This is a genomic window from Lysinibacillus sp. fls2-241-R2A-57 (assembly GCF_030209535.1).
Lineage (GTDB): Bacteria > Bacillota > Bacilli > Bacillales_A > Planococcaceae > Lysinibacillus.
This window is the reverse complement of record NZ_JARVRU010000054.1, coordinates 1-22,700: the sequence shown is the minus strand read 5'-3', so window position 1 is coordinate 22,700 and position 22,700 is coordinate 1. Positions and strand designations below refer to the sequence as shown.

At 37.1% G+C, this 22,700-nt stretch carries 20 protein-coding genes; 10 read left to right on the top strand and 10 right to left on the bottom strand.

The features are described 5' to 3' along the window. Positions 1-350 precede the first annotated feature (350 nt). Entirely contained in the window at positions 351-1,133 is a 783-nt protein-coding gene (locus QRN68_RS11560) for an SDR family NAD(P)-dependent oxidoreductase (protein WP_285397033.1), read from the bottom strand. Positions 1,134-1,539: 406 nt separating this feature from the next. On the opposite strand from QRN68_RS11560, the gene QRN68_RS11555 reads away from it, so the two are divergent. Then, a complete protein-coding gene (locus tag QRN68_RS11555) occupies positions 1,540-1,749 on the top strand; it encodes a hypothetical protein (protein ID WP_285397032.1) in 210 nt (69 codons plus the stop codon). After that, entirely contained in the window at positions 1,750-1,875 is a 126-nt protein-coding gene (locus tag QRN68_RS11550) for a hypothetical protein (RefSeq protein ID WP_285397031.1), read from the top strand. 18 nt (positions 1,876-1,893) lie between these two features. Here the strand turns inward: QRN68_RS11550 and lpdA are convergent, their stop codons facing one another. From lpdA to pdhA, 4 genes are read right to left on the bottom strand one after another with little or no spacing between them, the layout of a single operon-like run. Next, complete coding sequence (gene lpdA, locus QRN68_RS11545) at positions 1,894-3,309, bottom strand: dihydrolipoyl dehydrogenase (RefSeq protein WP_285397030.1); 1,416 nt, start codon at positions 3,307-3,309, stop codon at positions 1,894-1,896. 5 nt (positions 3,310-3,314) lie between these two features. Then, on the bottom strand, positions 3,315-4,658 hold the full coding sequence (locus QRN68_RS11540; RefSeq protein WP_285397029.1) for a dihydrolipoamide acetyltransferase family protein: 1,344 nt from the start codon (positions 4,656-4,658) through the stop codon (positions 3,315-3,317). A 51-nt stretch (positions 4,659-4,709) separates the two neighbouring features. After that, positions 4,710-5,687: an alpha-ketoacid dehydrogenase subunit beta gene (locus tag QRN68_RS11535; protein ID WP_068983307.1), complete on the bottom strand. Its 978-nt coding sequence runs from the start codon at positions 5,685-5,687 to the stop codon at positions 4,710-4,712. A 3-nt stretch (positions 5,688-5,690) separates the two neighbouring features. After that, on the bottom strand, positions 5,691-6,806 hold the full coding sequence (gene pdhA / locus QRN68_RS11530; RefSeq protein ID WP_285397028.1) for a pyruvate dehydrogenase (acetyl-transferring) E1 component subunit alpha: 1,116 nt from the start codon (positions 6,804-6,806) through the stop codon (positions 5,691-5,693). A gap of 393 nt (positions 6,807-7,199) precedes the next feature. Between pdhA and def the strand changes: the two genes are divergently transcribed. Beyond that, positions 7,200-7,757, top strand: coding sequence for a peptide deformylase (gene def, locus QRN68_RS11525; RefSeq protein ID WP_285397027.1), 558 nt, complete (start codon positions 7,200-7,202; stop codon positions 7,755-7,757). Positions 7,758-7,907: 150 nt separating this feature from the next. Here the strand turns inward: def and QRN68_RS11520 are convergent, their stop codons facing one another. Then, a complete protein-coding gene (locus QRN68_RS11520; protein WP_285397026.1) occupies positions 7,908-8,678 on the bottom strand; it encodes a Cof-type HAD-IIB family hydrolase in 771 nt (256 codons plus the stop codon). A gap of 447 nt (positions 8,679-9,125) precedes the next feature. On the opposite strand from QRN68_RS11520, the gene QRN68_RS11515 reads away from it, so the two are divergent. The 3 genes from QRN68_RS11515 to QRN68_RS11505 all read left to right on the top strand — a co-directional run bounded on the left by QRN68_RS11515 (position 9,126) and on the right by QRN68_RS11505 (position 12,245). After that, the gene (locus tag QRN68_RS11515) at positions 9,126-9,335 is read left to right on the top strand and encodes a DNA-dependent RNA polymerase subunit epsilon (RefSeq protein WP_285397025.1); all 210 of its coding nucleotides are present in this window, start codon (positions 9,126-9,128) and stop codon (positions 9,333-9,335) included. Between the two features lie 5 nt (positions 9,336-9,340). Further along, on the top strand, positions 9,341-11,008 hold the full coding sequence (gene rnjA, locus QRN68_RS11510; protein ID WP_285397024.1) for a ribonuclease J1: 1,668 nt from the start codon (positions 9,341-9,343) through the stop codon (positions 11,006-11,008). A 412-nt stretch (positions 11,009-11,420) separates the two neighbouring features. Beyond that, a complete protein-coding gene (locus tag QRN68_RS11505) occupies positions 11,421-12,245 on the top strand; it encodes a protein kinase domain-containing protein (RefSeq protein ID WP_285397023.1) in 825 nt (274 codons plus the stop codon). Positions 12,246-12,435: 190 nt separating this feature from the next. Here QRN68_RS11505 and QRN68_RS11500 read toward each other — a convergent pair whose 3' ends face one another. Beyond that, positions 12,436-13,269, bottom strand: coding sequence for a TetR/AcrR family transcriptional regulator (locus QRN68_RS11500; RefSeq protein WP_285397022.1), 834 nt, complete (start codon positions 13,267-13,269; stop codon positions 12,436-12,438). Between the two features lie 99 nt (positions 13,270-13,368). Between QRN68_RS11500 and QRN68_RS11495 the strand changes: the two genes are divergently transcribed. From QRN68_RS11495 to QRN68_RS11485, 3 genes are all read left to right on the top strand, one after another. After that, positions 13,369-16,458: an efflux RND transporter permease subunit gene (locus tag QRN68_RS11495; protein WP_285397021.1), complete on the top strand. Its 3,090-nt coding sequence runs from the start codon at positions 13,369-13,371 to the stop codon at positions 16,456-16,458. Between the two features lie 409 nt (positions 16,459-16,867). After that, on the top strand, positions 16,868-16,996 hold the full coding sequence (locus QRN68_RS11490) for a hypothetical protein (protein WP_285397020.1): 129 nt from the start codon (positions 16,868-16,870) through the stop codon (positions 16,994-16,996). 109 nt (positions 16,997-17,105) lie between these two features. After that, positions 17,106-17,561: a GNAT family N-acetyltransferase gene (locus tag QRN68_RS11485; RefSeq protein ID WP_285397019.1), complete on the top strand. Its 456-nt coding sequence runs from the start codon at positions 17,106-17,108 to the stop codon at positions 17,559-17,561. 162 nt (positions 17,562-17,723) lie between these two features. Here QRN68_RS11485 and QRN68_RS11480 read toward each other — a convergent pair whose 3' ends face one another. After that, positions 17,724-18,224 carry a GNAT family N-acetyltransferase gene (locus QRN68_RS11480; RefSeq protein WP_285397018.1) on the bottom strand — a complete coding sequence of 167 codons (501 nt, stop codon included), beginning with the start codon at positions 18,222-18,224 and terminating at the stop codon, positions 17,724-17,726. Between the two features lie 15 nt (positions 18,225-18,239). Next, entirely contained in the window at positions 18,240-19,205 is a 966-nt protein-coding gene (locus tag QRN68_RS11475) for a S66 family peptidase (RefSeq protein ID WP_285397017.1), read from the bottom strand. A 74-nt stretch (positions 19,206-19,279) separates the two neighbouring features. On the opposite strand from QRN68_RS11475, the gene QRN68_RS11470 reads away from it, so the two are divergent. After that, on the top strand, positions 19,280-19,822 hold the full coding sequence (locus QRN68_RS11470) for a hypothetical protein (RefSeq protein WP_285397016.1): 543 nt from the start codon (positions 19,280-19,282) through the stop codon (positions 19,820-19,822). Positions 19,823-19,970: 148 nt separating this feature from the next. Here QRN68_RS11470 and mprF read toward each other — a convergent pair whose 3' ends face one another. After that, on the bottom strand, positions 19,971-22,493 hold the full coding sequence (mprF, locus tag QRN68_RS11465; RefSeq protein ID WP_285397015.1) for a bifunctional lysylphosphatidylglycerol flippase/synthetase MprF: 2,523 nt from the start codon (positions 22,491-22,493) through the stop codon (positions 19,971-19,973). Between the last annotated feature and the right edge of the window lie 207 nt (positions 22,494-22,700).

Sequence of the window (22,700 nt, the reverse complement as noted above, 5' to 3'; positions counted from 1 at the left end):
TAATCACGATATTCTTGTGTTATTTTTTTAGTCATTCGGTACACGCCCTTTAAAAGAGTTATTTCTATAATAGCTACTCTCAGTTTTCCGTGTCCACTTCCTTGGCACTAGGAGCCGAAGAAGGACGGCACTAACACCGATATGCTTCGGGGAGCTGTAAGTGAGCTTTGATCCGGAGATTTAGCCTCGAAAGTAATCGGGTAAGCCCAAGGAGTAGCCACCACTCCAATCAACTACATTGTATACTTTTTAACAAACTTTTCAGGCTCATCACCCTAAAGTGTGGTTGATTTCCGTTCCAACAAGGCGCTTTCCTAAAGGCGTTAGATGAGCCATTTTTCTTCATACTTCTATAATGCGTGACCTGAACCGCCGTCAATGTTTACAGAAGTTCCTGTCACATAGCTAGCTGCATCTGATACTAAAAAAGTAATGACATTTGCCGCTTCTTGAGTATCCCCTACGCGACCAAGTGGAATCGCTTGACCTACTTTGCGAGAATAATCATTCCACGAAAGCTCCGGTTTTTCTTCTTTCCATTTCTTCTCTATTTGATCACTTCGAATAAGCCCGATACAAACAGAATTTACACGAATATTGTCTTTACCTAAGTCTTTGCTCATAGCTTTCGTTAATGCAAGACCTGCTGCACGACTTACAGTAGTAGGAAGTGAGCTTGCTGGTGGTGTTTTAGCCATTACCGCAGTCACATTAACTATTGCACCGCCACCAACCTTACGTAAATGAGGTACAGCATATTTGGAACAATTGACAGCACCAAACACTTTTAAATCTAAATCAGCCTGCCATAGCTCACTACTAACCGATTCAAATGGATTTGCTGAAGCTGTACCAGCATTATTTATAAGAATATCAAGGCGACCGAAATGCTCTACTGCCCGTTCAATTAAGTACTTACAATCCTTTTCCTTTGTAATATCAGTTGGGACAATTAAAACGTCCTCACCTGTTTCGTTTTTAATACCCCCAGCGGCCACTTGGAGCTGTTTTTCGCCACGAGCGCAAAGCACGACCTTCGCCCCCTCTTTCACAAGCTGCATCGCCGTGTAATAACCAATTCCCTTACTTGAACCTGTAATAACTGCTACTTTCCCCTTTAAGCCTAGTTCCATTTGTCTCCCCCCGATTTTTTGTTCTAATTCACTTGTTCGGTAGGCGTCCGTTACATATGCAAAATTCTAGCGGTCAGTTGCCGATATCTATCCGTCATTTCGCTTATTCTATCCACCGCTTTGCCAGGTCTATCCGTCGATTCGCCAGCTCTATTCGCCGCTCCGAAAGGTCTATCTGTTGGTTCACCAGTTCTACCTGGCAGATCCTACTTCTAGTCTATTACTTTATATATTCTAAATCGAACTATATTTTTCGAATATTCATTCGATACATTTACTTTATCAAAATTACAAGTACTATACAAAAAAACGGCTACAAAGCAAATGCTTATAGCCGTTCCATAGTGTTGAAAAACAATTGTGAACTTTGTAGCGCGTTAAATGAGGGTGATTTACTCGCTTTCTTATGGGCGCGATTCTTGGCATTTTATTAGCGATTCATGATGCTATCGGTGGTTCTCATGTTGCTATCAGCGGTTCTCGGCTTTTTATCAGCGATTTTCTCGTTGTTATCAGCGATTCTCAGCTTTTTATCAGCGATTTTCTTGTTGTTATCAGCGATTCTCAACTCGTTTCTGTCGCTTCGCTTTCGCGCAAAAAACATCTGTTGGCCTAAGTGCTCATCGGACACCAGGAAAGCGCCCAGTCGGAACGGAAATCACCTCCTCGTTTTGCCGAAGAACCATACTTTGAAAATAGTTTTTCAACAAAATTAAACGGCTACAAAGCAAATGCTTTATAGCCGTTTTCATAAACTTTATTATTTTTTTGCTACAATATGGATTGGGTTGCCAAGTAATACTTCAGCAGCTTCCATTGTAATTTCACCTAATGTTGGGTGAGCATGGATTGTTAATGCAATATCTTCCGCAGTCATGCCACCTTCAATAGCTAAGCCCATTTCAGCGATCATATCAGATGCACCAGCACCTACGATTTGAGCACCGATTAATAAGCCATCTTCTTTACGAGCAACAAGCTTCACGAAACCTTCTGTTTGGTTTAATGCAAGTGCACGACCATTTGCTGCGAATGGGAATTTCGCTGCAGTGTATTCAATGCCTTCAGCTTTTGCTTCATCTTCGTTATAACCAACTGTTGCCATCTCTGGATCTGTGAAGCATACAGCAGGAATCGCTAAATAATCAACGATTGATTTTTCACCAGCGATTGCTTCAGCAGCAACTTTACCTTCGTAAGATGCTTTATGAGCAAGCTGAGGACCTGCTACAATATCACCAATTGCATAGATGTTTGGAATATTTGTACGACATTGTTTGTCAACATTGATTAGACCACGTTCACCGAATTCAACACCGATTTCAGCAAGGCCCATTTCATCTGTATTTGGACGACGACCTACAGTCACTAATACATAGTCAGCTTCAACCTTTTTCTCTTCTCCGCCAACTTCATAAGTTACTACTACGCCGTTTTCTGTTTCTTCAACGCCTTTTGCAGATGCGTTTACTTCCATTTCAACGCCTTTCTTTTTAAGGCCTTTTTTCACGATTTGTGTCATTTGTTTTTCGAAGCCAGCTAAGATATCTTTTCCGCCTTCGATAATTGTTACTTGTGAGCCAAGATTAGCATAAGCTGAACCTAACTCAGTACCAATGTAGCCTCCACCGATAACAACTAATTTACCAGGAACTTCTTGTAAAGAAAGTGCGCCAGTAGAGTTTAGTACGCGATCAGTGAATTTAAATGTTGGAATTTCAACTGGGCGAGAACCTGTTGCAATAATTACATTGTTAAATGTGTAAGTTTGAGCAGATTCACCATTGATGATACGTACTGAATGAGCGTCAACGAAATAAGCTTCACCTTGTACAATTTCAACTTTGTTACCTTTAAGTAAGCCTTCAACACCGCCAGTTAATTTTTTAACAACGCTGTCTTTAAATGCTTGTGCTTTTGAGAAGTCTAATTTTACATCAGAAGCGATGATACCCATGTCATCTGAATGTTTAGCATGCTCAAAACGGTGACCTACTGAAATTAATGCTTTTGATGGGATACAACCTACGTTTAAGCACACACCACCAAGTACATTTTTTTCAACGATTGTTACTTTTTGGCCAGTTTGAGCTGCACGGATTGCTGCTACATATCCTCCAGGACCTGAACCAATGACAAGAGTATCTGTTTCGATTGGGAAATCTCCTACTACCATTTTTGTTACGCCTCCATTAATAATAATTCTGGTTCACTTAACAAACGCTTTAAGTGATTTAAAGCATTTTGCGCAGTGGCTCCATCAATCATACGATGATCAAAGCTCAATGATAATGCTAACACAGGTGCGGCTACAATTTCACCATTTTTTATTACAGGTTTTTCTGAAATTCGACCAATACCTAAAATCGCTACTTCAGGATGATTAATTACCGGAGTAAACCACTGTCCTCCTGCAGAGCCGATATTCGTAATCGACATCGAAGCGCCCTTCATTTCATGTGGTGCAAGCTTACCTTCACGTGCTTTAGTCGCTAACTCATTAATTTCATTAGATACCGCAAACACAGATTTACGATCTGCGTGCTTAATAACAGGTACTAATAAGCCTTTTTCTGTATCTGCTGCAATACCAACATTATAGTAGTGCTTCTGAATAATTTCTTGAGTTGCATCATCTAATGAGCGGTTAAATTCTGGGAATTCGCGTAAAGTTGAAATTAGCGCTTTAACTACGTATGGTAAGTACGTTAATTTGACACCCTTTTCAGCAGCGATATCTTTGAATTTTTTACGATGCGCTACAAGAGCTGTTACATCGACTTCATCCATCAGTGTAACATGTGGAGCCGTTTGTTTCGAGTGAACCATTGCTTTTGCAATCGCTTTTCGAATGCCCGACATTTTCTCACGTGTTTCAGGGAATTCTCCTTCAAGGACTACTGGCGCTGCGTGTACAGCTGTTTCTTGTTGAACAGCTTCTTCATTAGCAACTTGTGCTTCAGCTTCTACAGTGCCTCCACCATTTAGGAAATTCTCAATATCTTGTTTTAAAATACGACCATTTTTGCCGGTACCTTTAACTTCACGAATATTGACATCATTGTCTCGTGCAAATTTACGTACTGAAGGCATTGCAATGATACGTTTATTGTCATCTGCTACAGCTTCAGACTTTTCAGGAGCTTTCTCTGGAGTCTTTTCCGGAGCCTGCTCAGCTTTAACAGGTGCTTTTTCTACTTTCTGACCTGACTCAGCCGTTGCTTGAACTTGAGCTTCTGTTTTCGCCTCAGCATGGTCATCGCCTTTTAGTTTTAAGTCTTCATAGCCAGGTGCATCAAAGCGGATTAAGACATCACCAACAACTGCTACTGTGCCTTCTCCTACTAAAACTTCCTCAACTGTCCCTTCAACTGGAGAAGGGATTTCTACTACTGCTTTATCGTTTTGTACTTCACAAAGAATATCGTCTTCTTTTACTGTATCTCCAGCTTTAACGAACCATTTTACGATTTCTCCTTCGTGAATACCCTCGCCAATATCCGGTAATCTGAATTCAAATGCCATGTGTACCCATCCTTTCTATTTACTGTTCTTCAAGTTTCTACTGAAACGAAGTTAGAATGTTAAAACTTTTTTCGCTGTTGCCATTACATCTTTATAGTTCGGTAACCAAACACCTTCAGCTTGTGGGAATGGGTACACAGTATCTGGTGCAGCCACACGAAGTACAGGTGCTTCTAAGCTTAAAATCGCACGCTCTGTAATCTCAGCCACTACATTTGCCGCAATACCAGCTTGTTTTTGGGCTTCTTGTACAACGATTGCACGACCTGTTTTTTCAACTGATGCAATAATAGTTTCAATATCAATTGGTTGAATTGTACGTAAATCAATAACTTCTACAGAGTGACCTTCTTTTTCCAGCTCTTCTGCAGCTTTTAAGCTTTCGTGAACCATTAAACCATAGGCAATAATCGTTAAATCTTTACCTTCACGTTTTACATCCGCTTTACCTAGTGGAATTTCGTATGCTTCCTCAGGTACCTCTTCACGGAACGAACGGTATAATTTTAAATGCTCTAAGAAAATAACTGGATTATCATTTCGAATAGAAGAAATCAGTAAACCTTTAGCATCGTATGGTGTTGAAGGTACAACAACCGTTAAACCTGGTTGTGCTGTCATTAAGCTCTCTAAGCTATCAGAGTGCATTTCTGGTGTATGCACTCCACCACCGAATGGAGAACGAATTGTTACTGGTGCATTATAGACACCGCCGCTACGATAGCTCATACGTGCTAATTGACCACTAATTGAATCCATTACTTCAAAAACGAAGCCGAAGAACTGAATTTCAGGAACTGGACGGAAACCTTCTAGAGAAAGACCGACTGCTAAGCCACCAATACCTGATTCTGCTAATGGTGTATCGAATACACGGTCAACACCAAATTCTTTTTGTAGGCCTTCAGTTGCGCGGAATACCCCACCGTTGACACCTACATCTTCCCCGAATACAAGAACGTTTTCATCATTCTTTAATTCTGTACGAAGTGCATCTGTAATTGCTTGAATCATCGTCATTTGTGCCATAGGTTATTTCGACTCCTTCTCTTTGTAGATTTCATACTGTTCTTTTAAATTAGATGGCATTTCGCCTTTATACATGTTTTCCATTAACTCTGTTACTTTTTGTTTTGGAGCTGCATCAGCTTTTTTAATAGCCTCTTTAATTTCTTCTTTTGCACGCTCAATTACAGCCTCTTCTTTTTTCTCATCCCATAGACCTTTCGCCTCTAGGTATTTACGGAAGCGTACAAGAGGGTCTTTTTGTGCCCATTCGCTATCTGTATCAGATGTACGATAACGCGTTGGATCATCCCCTGCCATTGTATGAGGACCATAGCGATAGCATAGTGTTTCAATTAACGTTGGACCTTCGCCATTCACTGCGCGCTCACGTGCATCACGCGTTGCTACGTAAACAGCTAATGCATCCATTCCATCTACTAAAATACTTGGTAAGCCTGCTGCTACACCTTTTTGAGCAATTGTTTTTGCAGCTGTTTGTAATTCACGAGGTGTTGAAATCGCATACTGGTTATTTTGTACAATGAAGATTGCTGGTGATTTAAATGCACCTGCAAAGTTAATGCCTTCATAGAAATCCCCTTGTGATGAACCACCATCACCTGTATAAGTTACAGCTACTGCTTTTTTACCACGCTTTTGAAGACCAAGTGCTACACCTGCTGCTTGTACATATTGGGCTCCGATAATAATTTGAGGAGGTAATACGTTTACGCCTTCTGGCACTTGGTTTCCAGCGAAATGACCACGTGAGAATAAAAACGCTTTATCTAAAGGTAAACCATGCCATACGATTTGTGGTACATCACGGTAACCTGGTAAAATCCAATCTTCTTTTTCTAACGCATATTGTGAAGCAAGTTGTGACGCTTCTTGACCTGCTGTTGGAGCATAGAAACCTAATCGACCTTGACGGTTAAGAGAAATAGAGCGTTGGTCTAAAATACGTGTATAAACCATACGCGTCATTAGTTCAACTAGCTCCTCATCAGATAACTTCGGGTCTGCCTCGTCATTTATAATTTCGCCTTCTTCATTCAAAATTTGAAACAATTCAAACTTATCTTCGATTTCAGTTAGCGTTTGTTTAGCATCAAAAATATTGTTGTTTTTCTTGCTCATTTGTCACATCTCCCTTTCAACTGTATTAAAATAAATCACCTTTTTAACTAGTACAACTTATTCTTTGCACTCAGTATACTGAATAAAATACGGTCGGTCAATCATATATTACGCGTACAAAATAAGATTTTTTCTGAAATAACGACTAAACACCTCTGTCTTATTCTGTATCATTAAATAACAACAACTGTATTATAACAATATGTTTAAAGTGCACAATTATTAGGTTTTCCTATACGATCACCAATAGTAGAATGCCCCAGTTCTAGACAATCTAATAGCTATAAAAAAATTTTTTAAGTATATTCAAATAAGGTCTTTTTTCATGTGATTGTTTTAATACGTGATGTATACTTATAAGTAAGGCCTAAAAGTTGAAAGGAAGATTCACATATGATTTTAATGGATGATATTATTCGCGAAGGACATCCGACTTTACGCACAAAAGCCGAGGAGGTTAAATTCCCTTTAACCGATGAAGTAAAACAGCTTGCAGAAGACATGCTTCAATATTTAATAAACAGCCAAGACCCTGAAATTGCAGATAAATATGATTTACGTAGCGGCATTGGATTAGCTGCCAATCAAGTAAATAGTCTACATCGAATGTTTGCCCTTCATTTAAAAGATGAGAGTGGCGAACAACTAAGCTTTGTAGCAATCAACCCTAAAATTGTCAGTCACTCTGTAGAAAACACATACCTTTCTACAGGCGAAGGTTGCCTTTCTGTAGATCGCAATGTCCCAGGTTATGTACCACGCCACGCTCGCGTTACAGTTAAATTTAAAACAGTCGATGGTGAAGAGAAAAAATTAAGACTTAAAGGCTTGCCTGCTATAGCCTTCCAACACGAATTAGACCACCTTAACGGTATAATGTTTTACGATCGCATAAATGAAAAAAATCCATTTACGGAAATTCCGGATTCTACTCCATATGAGCGTGATTAGAAGCACGATGTAAAGAAAACAACCTTACAGTTATTTTACATCTGCAGGGAGCTGTTTTCTTTTCAATTGCGATTATTCATCTAACTAAAGACCAAAACAAAAGCAACTAGCTGTAGTATTATCTCCAACTAGTTGCTTCTTTATCTTTAATTAGATGATTTTTAATTCGCGCATAATTTTAGCAAGGCCGTCCTCATCCACATGATCTGCAACATGAGTAGCAACAGCCTTCACTCTCTCATGTCCATTCCCCATCGCCACACCTGTTCCAACAGCCTGTAGCATTTCTATATCATTCATACCATCTCCAAAAGCAATGGCATCATTTAGTGTCAGCCCCATTTTTTCAAGAACCTTTTCAATACCAGCAGCCTTCGAGCCACCCTTTGGTAAAATATCACAAGAATAGTGATGCCAGCGTACAAATTGTACGTTCGGAAATGCTTCACAATATAAATGTTCATCTTTTTCTTCCATAAAAATAAGTGTTTGATAGACATCGTTCTGCATATAATAAGTTGAGTCTAAATTTGGATACTGGTATTTTAAAGTATTTAAACTTTCTGCCACCATATCGTTATTTTCAACAGATGCAATCATTTGTTTGTCATCTAAAAATACTACAGGTTCGTTCCGTGCTTCACCAAAGGCAACGATTTTGGCTAGCTCGTCTTTCTCAATACCGTTTGTATAGACAACCTCACCACGATACACAACATATTGTCCATTAAAAGTCACATACGTATTAATATCTAGCTCTTCTAGTAAGGATTGAATCATGAAAGGTGCACGCCCAGTTGCAATCGCTAGCTCATATCCTTTCCGACGAGCTTCAAAAAGTGCTTCTTTCGCAGAAGCAGGTAATATTTTTTCACTATTATAAAGCGTACCATCTACATCAAAAAATAAAATTTTCTTCATCTTATAATCCCCTTCATTATGTATTATTTTGCCAAGGCTAATAACTTTACACAGGCATATTTTTTTATTATAATGATCCTAAGGAGTGATGTGCCATGCTGAAGAAACTCAAACGGAAATTATTGAAGCAACTTCGCGGCATACTCGGAAAAAAATCAATTGCCTAACATTTGCCCTTCATTATTTGAAGGGCTTTTCTTTATTTTAGAGTAACTGCATGATAATATAAAGGAAATGCATTTATTTGGCTATGTGCAACCACTGTCTCAATGTTTTATTCAATTACGCCTTGTCGTAGTGCAAATTTTGAAACCCTGAGATACAAGAACTTCAAACGCCTTATTTCTTTCTCAAGTATACTAGAAATTCGCTGTTTTTTCTTGTAGCACGTGTGTGGTATTAGTCAAAGGTGCAATAAAATTGTACGCAATAAAAGGAGAGCAAACTATGATTTACAAAGTTTATTATCAAGAATATGCAAATGAGATTCCAGTTCGCGAAAACACTAAAAGTCTATACCTTGAAGCTGCTTCAGAGCGCGAAGTACGTGAAAAGCTAAAAGACCGAAACTACAACATTGAGTTCATTCAACTGCTTGAAGGTAACTATTTAACTTACGAACAAGCAAGTCCGAACTTCATCTTGGAGGAAATTTAACAAACATGAAGTTTGTTAAAAATGACCAAGCAGCTGTTTTCGCGCTCGGCGGACTGGGCGAAATCGGCAAAAACACTTACGGCGTTCAATTTCAAGATGAAATTATCTTAATCGATGCCGGCATTAAATTTCCAGAAGACGACTTACTCGGCATTGACTATGTTATTCCAGATTATACGTATTTAGTACGTAACGTCGACAAAATCAAGGGATTATTTATTACGCATGGACATGAGGATCATATCGGTGGTATCCCCTACTTATTACGTCAAGTAAATGTCCCTGTCTACGGCGGTAAGCTAGCACTCGGCTTATTACGCAATAAATTAGATGAACACGGCTTGCTTCGTACAACAAAACTTATCGAAATTAAAGAAGAGGATATTATTAAATTCAGAAAAACATCTGTCAGCTTCTTTAGAACAACACATAGTATTCCAGATGCTTACGGAGTTGTCGTAAAAACGCCACCCGGTAACATCGTGCATACAGGTGACTTTAAATTTGACTTTACACCAGTAGGCGAGCCAGCTAACTTAACAAAAATGGCTGAAATCGGTCGCGACGGAGTACTGTGCTTACTTTCAGATAGTACAAATGCAGAAAAGCCAAATTTCACAATGTCAGAACGGACAGTTGGAAAAAGTATCGATGAAATTTTCCGTAAAGTTGATAGTCGTATTATCTTTGCAACTTTTGCATCAAACATTCATCGTTTACAACAAGCAACAGATGCTGCCATAAAATACGGAAGAAAAATCGCTGTCTTTGGCCGTTCAATGGATAATGCCATTACAATCGGTCGTGAACTTGGTTATATTAATGCACCGAAGGATACATTCATTGATGCCCAAAGCATTAATCGACTTCCTGCTAATGAAGTTATGATATTATGTACAGGCTCTCAAGGTGAACCAATGGCAGCCCTTTCTCGTATTGCCAATGGTACACATCGTCAAATTCAAATTCAGCCTGGTGACACAGTTATCTTCTCTTCTTCGCCAGTACCAGGAAATACGGTAAGTGTAAATAAGATTATCAACCTACTTTTCCGTGCAGGTGCAGAAGTTATTCATGGTGCACTTAATAATATCCATACGTCTGGTCACGGTTCTCAAGAAGAACAAAAATTGATGCTACGCTTAATGAAGCCTAAATTCTTTATGCCAATTCACGGTGAATTCCGTATGTTGAAAATGCATACTCATCTAGCAGAAGATTGTGATGTTCCACTTGAAAATTCATTCGTTATGGAGAATGGTGACGTGCTAGCATTAAGCCCCAATGAGGCACATGTTGCTGGTCGTATCCCTTCAGGAGACGTTTATATTGATGGCAATGGTATTGGAGATATCGGCAATATCGTCTTACGTGATCGACGCATTCTTTCTGAAGAAGGTTTAGTGATCGTTGTTGTAAGTGTGGATATGGAAAATCAAAAAATGGTTTCTGGCCCAGACATTATTTCACGAGGCTTTGTTTACATGCGTGAGTCAGGTACGATGATTAATGAAGCACAAAAAATGCTAAATCGTCACCTGAATGAGTCAATTCAAAGCAAAACTCCTCAATGGACTGAGCTGAAAAATGAAATTACTGACGTATTAGGACCATATTTATTTGAAAAAACAAAACGTCGACCAATGATTTTACCGATTATAATGGAGGTTTAGCCTCATTACTAAGAAGCTACGCAAATTGCGTAGCTTCTTTTTTAATCGGTTCTTGCCCCTGCTTAGAGTGTAGTTCACGAAAAACATGTAGCCCAACAAAAAAGCCCAAAACGGCGATAGCAAAAAAAAGTGAAGAACCCTTAACAAACAGCAAAATATTTTTTTAAAATTTTGAAACCTCTCTTTTTTATTTTCCGTATATAGTAGTATCAAAACAAAAGAGGAGAGTTCTTATGTTAGATAAAATCCTTCATTCCATACTCAATGGGTCATCTAAAAAACATCATCATTCATCTAGTAGTCGCCAAAAGTATTCCAAACGTCATAATTATTATGGGCACAAACATTATAAACGTAGCCATCGAAAAAGCTCACGTAGCTTCTTTAGTTCAAGGAGTTTCTTCAGTAGCTAATGTGGTGGAATCAATTATTAGAAAAACGTTTTGATCAAGAAGTTCAACAGTATATAACAGAGCAGCAAAATTTCGCTTTTGTTAAATTTCTTGGTTTCGGCTCATACGGTCGAACATATTTAATAGAAGAAAAATCCACGAGAAAGCTTTATGTTTTAAAATGCCTGCGTTTAAAACATCGTCGTCATAAAAAAACGAAAAATAAATTTATGCAGGAAATTGAAATTCTCCAGCGTTTAACAATGTCTAGTATTCCGTCTATTCAATTAACAGGCACTATTCAAAACATACCTTTTTTTATTATGGATTATATAAATGGCCAAACATTTGAACAGCTCATTTTTGACGAAGGCCAAACATTCACAATCTCTGAGTCGCTTTTAATCACGAAACAACTATTGCAACAAATAATTGTTTTACATGAAAATGGCATAGTACATCGAGATTTACGTATCCCTAATATTTTATTTGCCAATCAACAATTGTATATTATTGATTTCGGCCTTGCTTCCGTTAAAAAAAATGTGGATTTCTCTTCAATCCAAAACCCAAAGCGAGCCGAAAATCATATTAGCGATTTATATTTTGTTGGTCATTTTTTATTATATTTACTTTACTCAAGCTACAAACCTTCTACAAATAAAGAAAAACCTTGGCAAGAAGAATTGGCTCTACCGAATGATGTGAAAAATTTCCTTGAACGATTATTATGGATTCAACAGCCTTTTAACAGTTCAAAGGAAGCACTACAGTTACTACCAGTCAATTTAGACTCAGCAGATAAACAATACGTCCGGATTATGAATTGTGCCAGCATTGAATAAAGATAAAAAAATAGAATTGTTCACCCCGTTAGTGAACAATTCTATCCCTATAGATCAATTATACCTCGGCATAATTGCGTCCAGATTCGGCTTTAACTTCTTTCAGCGGATGTTTGGACCCCCGCTGAAAAGCGACTTAAAACCACATTGATCTCACCGCCTATAGTGGTGAGATCAATGCTGAAAGAAGTTAAATTTTAAAATATTTCGTTAATCCATAAGCAACCCATCTACACTCTGGCTGTAAGCGTAAATTTTCGATTAAACCTTTTACAATTGGTTTACTATAGGTTAGATTTTCAAGTTGAGATTTTAGCAATTCAAGAGACTCGCGTTCAATTGACTCCTCTAAGTCACTTAGGTGTTGATCGATTAATTGTAACAAAGATTCCTTTGTAACTTCTTCATTACATGGTTTTGCTGTCAATTGAACAAGCTCTTCTGTGATAAAAGGAATCGTTGTATACCGTGCTATAATATCCGTCTTTTCTGCTAAAGATTTTGCCAATTGATCTAAATCTAATGGTATATCGGAAAAAATACAAAGTTCTGCATAACTCTTCATAAATCCTTTAATGCAGTACATAACATCATATTTTGTCTTGCTTAGTTCATCCCGATATAGTTGCTCAAGCATATAGATGATCGACTTTGACATATCCGCATCATAAGCACTTATTTTTTGGAGCAATTCCTTTTTTGTAAAAAGAAGTTTCTCATTAAAAAAAACGCGGGCAGATGCAGAATGTTTTTTAAATGCTTGAAAAACACTTTTGTAAAACTCAACAATTTTGACATCTTTACTAAGCGAACTTCTGACTACATGGTCAATTTCGGTAACAAGTTGCTGTAGATAGTACTCTACCATCGAAAAAAGAAGTTCGTCCTTTGTTTTAAAAGATAAATAAAATGCTCCTTTTGAAATTCCACATCGTTCTGTAATTTGCTGTACAGATGTAGCTTCAAATCCTTGTTCCGAGAATAACTCTAATGCTTTTTCCATAATTAATTGCTTTTTTAACATACTTTTAATTCTCTCCTAATGTATTTCATTGACAAGTGACCAATTAGTCATTAGTATAAATAATTGAAATTAGTAAGTCAATAAAGGGTAGGTGTAAAGGTGAAAGGTTTAGTTAATTTCGTATTGAAAAACAAATTGGCAGTGTGGCTATTAACAATTATCATCACTGTCTCCGGTATTTATTCAGGTACAAAAATGAAAATGGAATCCATACCTGATATTTCTATACCATATTTAATTGTTATGGGTGTTTATCCCGGCGCAACACCTGAACAGATCATGAATGAACTTTCCATTCCATTTGAAAAATCAATCGAAGGCTTAGAAGATGTTAAGGCCGTTTACTCAACATCCTCTTCAAACGTAGCACAAGTTCAAGTTGAATATGACTACGGCATTGATATGGATGAGAAAAAGCGCCAATTAGAGTCCGCTTTAGATAATGTAAAATTACCTGAAGGTGCTCAAAAGCCAACAATTATGGCCATCAGTATGAATATGATGCCTGTTGTGGCTTTATCAGTTAGTAGCTCTAAGGAAGATATTGTTGAATTAACATCAACGGTAGAAGACATTTTACTTCCTAAAATCGAAAAAATTGATGGTGTTGCTTCTGCAACCATTACAGGTCAGCACATTAATCAAGTGTCATTTAAATATGATGAAAAGAAAATGGCTGAGCTCGGCTTAACAGAAGAATCAGTTCAGCAAATGATTCAAGCAAGTGATATGTCACTTTCACTCGGTTTATATCAATTTACTGTCGGCGAGCAAGCTGTTTCGGTAGACGGTAAAGTTAAATCTGTAGATGAATTAAAAAACTTATTAATCCCAGTTACACCTTCAGCTGCAAACCCTTCTCCATTCGTTCGCTTAGGTGATATTGCAACGATTGAAGTAGAAGGTAAAGTACAATCTGTATCACGTACAAATGGTAAAGATGCGATTGCTATTCAAATTGTTAAAAGCCAAGATGCAAATACGGTAACAGTCGTAAATGCTGTAAAGGATCTCATTAAAGAAGAAGAAAAATTAATAGACGGCTTAAAAGTGGAAATCTCACTTGACCAAGGTGCTCCGATTGAAGATTCAGTCTTCACAATGATTGAAAAAGCAGTATTTGGTGGCGCAATTGCCGTACTAATTATTTTACTATTCTTACGTGATTTCAAATCAACAATTATTTCAATTATCTCTATCCCAGTTTCAATATTCATGGCTTTACTACTATTAAACTGGATGGATATCACATTAAACATTATGACCCTCGGTGCGATTACCGTAGCGATTGGTCGTGTAATTGATGACTCCATTGTAGTTGTTGAAAATATTTATCGACGTATCCATTTAAAAGAAGAAAAATTAACCGGTCGTGCCCTTATTCGTGAAGCGACACTTGAAATGTTCAAACCAATCCTTTCTTCTACATTAGTAACTGTAGCAGTTTTCGCTCCTTTAATTTTTGTAGGTGGTATGGTTGGCGAATTATTCATGCCGTTTGCGTTAACAATGTCATTTGCGCTAGGTGCTTCATTAATCGTGGCGATTACAATAGTTCCAGCTTTATCTCACTTCCTATTCCGTAAAAAATTATACGGTGAGAAAAAAGAAAGTCAGCATAAAGAAGTTGGTAAACTAGCTACTTGGTATAAAGGTGTACTAGAAAAAGCATTAAACCATAAGATCATTACATCGGTTATAGCGATTGTACTGCTTGTTGGTTCTCTTGCATTAACACCACTCATCGGCTTCAGTTTCATGGGCTCTCAAGAAGAAAAGGTGATGTACTTATCGTATACACCTGCTACAGGCGAGCTAATGAAAGATACAGAAGCAAATGTGGCAACAATAGAAAAAGAATTAATGAAACGCAAAGATATTGATATTTTACAAGTCTCTATCAATGACCCTAAAAATGTTGATCCTGCTGCAACGATGATGGGCGGCGGCGCTGGTGGTGCATTAATGTACCTCATCTTTGATCCAGATATGGAGGACTTCCCTGAAGCACGTAAAGAAGTAGAAGACTATATAGCTAACATTGGTCAATCAGGAAAATGGAAATCTCAAAACTTCTCGTCAATGTCTGGGTCTTCAAATGAAGTAAGCTACTCATTATATAGTGAGGACTTAGATAAGCTTCGTGATGCTGTGAAACAAGTCGAAGGTGCATTAAAAGAAGTTGATGGCTTAGAAGACATTAAATCTAATAATGAAGATCCATATGTTGAGCATACCTTAAAAGTAGATCAAAAGAATGTTCTACAATATGGTTTAACTACTGCTCAAATTGTAATGGCCTTGAACGCCAATACATCACCAGAAGTTTTAACATCAGTCAAATATGATGGTGAAGATATTGATGTCATTGTACAACGTGAAGCAAAGGCAGCAGCTACTTCTCTTGATGATGTATTAGCTACTGAAATCAAGACCGCTTTAGGCACAACAATGACAATCGGTGAATTAGTAAAGGTAGAAGAAGGCACTACGCTTAATTCATTATCTCGCTCTAAGGGCGAATATTACGCAACAGTTTCTGGTACGATTACTGAAGAAGATATTTCAAAAGTAACTTCGGCTACTGATAAAAAGATCGATAAATTAGATTTACCTAAAGGTGTAACGACAGGTGTTGCAGGTGTGGCTGCAGATATGCAAGAAACATTTACACAGCTTGGAATTGCTATGTTAGCTGCAATCGCTATCGTGTACTTCATTCTAGTAGTAACATTCGGTGAAGGTTTAGCACCATTCGCTATTCTGTTCTCACTACCATTCGCAGTAATTGGGGCATTTGTCGGCTTGTTTGTCACAAATCAAACAATTTCTGTTTCTGTTATGATGGGACTCTTAATGCTGATTGGTATCGTTGTAACAAATGCCATCGTATTAGTAGACCGCATTATCCATATGGAACGCGACGGACTCGTTATGCGGGAGGCCATTCTAGAAGCAGGTGCCACTCGTTTACGCCCAATTCTAATGACAGCCATTGCAACAATCGGAGCGATGATCCCAATGGCACTCGGCGGTGGTGGCAGTGGTCTAATTTCAAAAGACCTAGCAATTACTGTAATTGGTGGTTTACTATCTTCGACATTATTAACATTAGTAGTTGTACCAATCGTCTATGAAATGTTATCTAAAATGTTAAAGAAAAACCGCAAAGATATTGAAGAAAATTAATAATTATATGTAAAATAAGGGCTCTCCTATGAAGAAGGACACCGAAAAAGTCCATTAATTAAATTAGGCAGTTGAAAGTTCTGTTAAATCGAACTTTCAACTGCCTTTTTACTTTAGGTTCTATAATATTTTTTGGGGCATTCACACAATTACCCGCATAAGAAAAGCACAGATTCACTGATTTATATATACTTGATTTGTCGAGAAACAAGTAATAGAAAAACTGTATGATTTTCATCGCCCATGAAGGAGGTCCTTTTTTCTATGTTTAGAAGAAACATTATACTCATTTGTACAAGCTTAGCTGGGACACCCCCTCCCAATCTCAACTAAAAAGCTTTCCGATAATTTACAAATATTGTTATAATAAATTACATTAAAATGCTTTCACAAATAAGGGAGGGGTTTTGTGAGCGACAACATTTTTAAACAAACCATACCTGTTTTAAAAACAACAAGACTTACATTAAGGCCGATTTCTTCAAATGATTTAGAAGCAATGTTTTATCTTCATTCAGTAGAAGATTCCCACCTCTAAAGGTGGTGAGATGAATGCTGATGTGGTTCCTTTTTAGTGGGTATCCAAATACCTACTGAATGAAGATAAAGCCTCCGGCGGATGTCACGGATTTTGAAAGGAATGAATTGTGCGGGCACAATTCAAAATCCGGACGCAATTACGCCAAGGCGAAATTGATTATGCTTCCTGCGAAAATGTAGCACGCTTTGTTACATGGGATGCACATAAAAGTTTAGACGATACAAAAGAGTTTATTGAATTAATTTTAAACTGGTATAAACAAGGCAAACACCTATTATGGGGCATTGAATATGAGCAGAAATTGATTGGCACTATTGACTTTGTTTCAATTAATGATCAGCATAAATTTGCGGAGATTGGTTATGTTCTTTCTGAGGGATATTGGAATCAAGGAATTACAACTGAAGCAACAAAAAAATTGATTGACTATGGATTTAATGAGTTAAAGTTCGTTCGAATCCAAGCACGGTGCTTTGAAGAAAATATCGGTTCCCAAAAAGTAATGGAAAAATCGGGTATGCTTTATGAGTGTCTGTTACGAAAAAGTATGTTTGTTAGGTAATCATCAAAATGTGAAAATGTATGCTATTATTGACAATGATTATTTTACAAAGATTGAGCCTTGCTGAAAATTCAACAAGGCTCTACTTATTTAGTTTACAATCACGCCTCGTACTATAGACATTTTTGCAATAGGTAGTACTTTTAATTCGATTTGTGTTTCTTAAACGTTAAATAATTTTGACATGTAATACTCGTCCATATATTCACCATCAACATATAGGGAATGTCTTTTAGTTCCCTCAACTTCAAACCCCATTTTTTTATATAAAGCTATGCCTGCTGTATTACTCACCATTACTGTAAGTTCCAAGCGATGAATGCCCTTCTCTTTTGCCCAATCGTCTAAGTGGCCAAATAATGCAGTGCCAATTTTTCTTCCTCTATACTCACTATGGATGCCAATTACAATATAGGCTCGATGTGAAAGTCTAGATGGTGTACTCCCTTGAACAATTAAATAACCGACCACTGTCTGATCTATTTCAGCTATAAATAATGCTGAATGACGGTTATTGTTAATATTCTCAATAACTCTAGTAAATTGTTCAGCTTCTAACTGTCGTTCACCTGGCCCGAATAACATAAAATTAGACTCTTCCGCATTTTTCATAACAGCTATTATTTGTTCAACATCTTCTATTTTTGCTTCCCTTATTAACATTTTATTGACTCCTTTCTAAAATTTACTGACATGTATGATGAAATCTTTCGTGTTCATTTGAATTGTTCCACCGATAGGAAACGTAAAAATTGGCTGTGTATGTCCAAAGTCCACATCATAAATAATCGGGATTTCCCTTAAACTTGGGTGTTTATCTAAAATAAAATGTAGTTGCTCCTCTGTCATTTTAGAAGCTCTTTGAAAACGCCCTATCGCAATACCTTTAATATTAGTAGTAGCTTGTAATAATGAGGTAAAATCACGGGCAAATATTTCTGGAGTAACTAGTTCATCATCCTCTACAAATAAAATACTATCCGATAAATCAGGCATATATGGTGTACCTTGAAGTAGATTTAATGTACATAAATTCCCACCAAATAATTGCCCACTTGCTTCTCCATCAGAGTATACCTTCCAGCTAGCCGCTTCAAAATGCCGATTTTGTTGATCTAAATACCATGCATCATCACTCCAAATGCTTGATGCTTTAATCGTATATGGCTTATTTTCCATTAAGCATTTTTGAAAATAGGATAACTGATAGTCTTGTGCTTGTTCCATAAGAAAGCTAGAAAAATGTGGCCCCGAATACGTAATAAATCCACATTTTTTCGTAATAGCGGTTGCTAAAGCGGTGATATCACTGAAACCACAAAGTATTTTTGGGTTATTTGCTATCATGTCGTAATCCAAATAAGGTAATATCTCATTACAGTTAAAACCACCAATGACTGTTAATACAGCCTTCACATTATCATCACGGAAGGCATCATGAATATCAGAAACTCGATGCTCAATTGATGATGAATGTTGAAGATCACATTCAAAAATATGACGCCCATATGATACAGTAAAGCCTAACTCTTCAAGTTTTTTCTTTGTTTGATCAACGCCTTCCTCTGTTATGATTGCTGCGCTACGACTAGGTGCGATAACACGTATCTCATCACCTACTGTTAATTTATTTGGAATACGCAAACTAGCTCCCTCCCCTTAATACGTTTCAATTTTTACTATTAATCTTATATCTAGAATTAAAATTTTCTCTATTATTGCAAAGCTACAATGGAAAATCAAATATAAATTTACAATTTTTAGACTCTTTATCAAAACGTGGGGTTGATTTCCGTGTATCAGCGATGTTTGAGGTTTTATCAGCGATTCCGACACTTTTATCAGCGATGTTCGAGGTTTTATCAGCGATTCTGACACTTTTATCAGCGATGTTCGGGGTTTTATCAGCGATTCCGACACTTTTATCAGCGATGTTTGAGGTTTTATCAGCGATTCTGACACTTTTATCAGCGATGTTCGGGGTTTTATCAGCGATTCCGACACTTTTATCAGCGATGTTTGAGGTTTTATCAGCGATTCTGACACTTTTATCAGCGATGTTCGGGGTTTTATCAGCGATTCTTGCCCTTTTATCAGCGATGTTCGAGGTTTTATCAGCGATTCTTACACTTTTATCAGCGATGTTCGGGGTTTTATCAGCGATTCTTGCCCTTTTATCAGCGATGTCCACTGTTCTACCTGCGTTGGTGTCCATTCTTCCGATGATAAAAACCCATCAAAAAAGATGCATCGCAAAGTAATTTTGCAATGCATCTTTTTTTGAATTGGCTAAACGAATACTTCCGTCTAAGTAGGGCGACCAATGCATTTAATTATGTTGGCAGCACAGACTCCTTACAATCGCTTCCCACTCTTCTCTAAGTAAGCAGCGTGAGATCTCCTGGCTATTTATTTTCTCTTTTTGCCAATTAATAGCGTGATTTGTGCCATTGTAAACGGCAATGAAGATTTCTTTCGATATCCTACATACTTTGGCACCCAAAAATCTGCATATTTTAATTTAAAGTTTTTTAATCCTTTAAAATGATAAAGGTAGTGCCCATGTAAAAATATTTGTGCTGCAATTTTTTCACTTAAAAAGGAAAACCTAGACTGTCCGACGTTTGATAATGGCGACATTCCTATATTGAAAACGCGATAGCCTTCTGCTTTTGCCCATTCAAATAGTGATAAAAAAATGAAATCCATCGTGCCAGATGGTGCTCCCGGTTTAAAACGCATAAGATCTACTGAGATGCTTTCGCCATTATCGTACATTGGCATGATACTGGCAAAGCCAATAATTCCTTCTGCTCCACGTAAAACAGCAATGTTGGAAGTGCTTAAATAGCGTTCATCAAAAAAGCCAAGAGAAAAGCCCTTTTCAGCCCTTCCCTGCAACCATTTCGTTGATACTTCTTCCAATTCATTCATGACTTCCTGTGAGTACGGAGGGCTTATAAATTCCACAGTAAAATTTTCTCGTTCAAATTTATTTTTTATCGCTCGACTTCCCTTCATTCCCTTACCGGCAAATGTAAACTTTTCTAAATCTACAAATGCTTCCTCGCCAAGTTTAAAAAAACTATAGCCATTCTCATGTAATGAAGAGAAAATTTTATTGTTAATTTCATAAAAGACAGGTCTATAACTATGCTTATCCGCCAATCCTAAAAACTCCTGAATAGCAGATAAAAAATCAGATTCATCCCCTACTGGATCTCCAAGCACTACGATCTTATCAGCAAATATTTGATAAGAAAATAAAACTGTACCTTTTTCATTCCAATGTACAAATTTGTCATGTAAAAAAATCAAGTGTGAATACTCCGTCCCTTTATAGGTCATCAAATGATTTTTGATTGCATCTTCTTGCTCACTAGACAAAAGCATTTCCATTCTTTTAGGTGCACGGATAAAATAACCTATATAAAAAATGAAAATTGCTATTAGGATACCCATTAGAGCACTATGAAATAGATCTCGGTAATCTGTAATGATATAGTCCTGTAGAGCAGCTGGAATATGAATTATAGAAGTAGGTAAGTTCACATACCCAATCAATAAATACATCGCTGTAATGATTATCACTACAGTAAGGTCAAACAAGGCTATCCCCCATGTCAAAACATAACTTTCACGGTAAAATTGTTTTTTTGACGCAATTAACAGCACTGTGACAATTACTAAAAAAATAGCTTCTTCATAGTCAAAGCCCTTAAAAATTGAAAACAGTGCGGAACTAATTAACACAATGACGGTAAACTGATATGCCCTTGTTACTTTATATTTAATTCCCCTACATAATCCTAAAAGAATAAAACCTGCTGCAACAGTCAATTGATGAGAGACATTCATGATTGGCGAGGATAAAAATTCCTGAGTTATTTTTAGTCTGCTTAAAATACCAGGCACCGCCGCTGATAGTAATAACACAATGCCAGAGATAAATACCAATACCGTTAACAACATATGACTAAACTTCTGAAAAATAATATTCGGCAAGTCTTCCCATGATTGATTCCAACGATTCCAATATTCTCTTATAAATAAGATTGAGGAAACTAAAAATGGAAGTACAAAGTAGCCAACCCGGTACAAAATTAATAAAAAAAGCACTTTTTCATCAGCAATTCCTAAATTTTGAGTCCCCCACAAAAAAACAAGGTCAAATGAGCCAACTCCACCAGGAATCATACTGACTATTCCCGCACAGGAAGCAATTAAAAATATTGGAATTAAAGCGGATAATTCTATCGGTATCTTCAAAATTAAAGTTAATATCCAAATAACTAAAAAGATCGCAAGCCATTCAGCTACTGAAGTTATCATCAACTGAAGAGATACCTTTGGATTTAAAGAATTCGCTTTTCTATAGCGAATAATGCGCATAACAATAAAAGCCGGAACATATAAGCTGACAATTATGACTGCCATCGATAACCATCGTACTTCTTTCAGCAACGGGAAGTCCCAAAAGAATATATACATTATCCAAGCTAACAGAGAAATCCCTGTTAAATAAAAGAGTGTTACGGAGGCAATACTTTTTAACAAGTCTTCCTTGTCCTCTTTATATTTTGAATAGAAATAATTACGCAAAAATACGCCGACTAGGCCACCAAAGCCAATAAGATTTGAGAATGTATTCACGATAAATGAATGGTTCAGTAATTTGCGGTTATTTATTTTGATGCCCAATATTTTCACTAAAATAACATCATAAAAAAGCATCGGTGTAATAGCACAGAAGGTGATGAAAAAAATCAACAAGAGCTCCCACAACTGTAATTCATTCACTTCTTTCTGAAGTAAATGAACATCTATCCCACTTACCGTTTGTTGAATTTCAAAAATAGCAATCGCTAAAAGTACTGTTGGAAGAAGAATTTTCAAAAATTTAAATAGAGACTCTTTTCGAACTTTAAACATGTACTAAACCTACTCCCCATAAGCTTTCTGAAATAAAAAAATCCCATACCATTAGTGTAACGAATTCTCTGATATATATGTATCGTCAAAGCAAGTGACAAAACATATAAAAAATTCACTTGTTGCCTTTTATACAATGTAGAAATGGTGGTTCATCACCAAAACGTGTGGTTGATTTCCGTTCCGGCTGGGCGCTTTCCTGGGGGC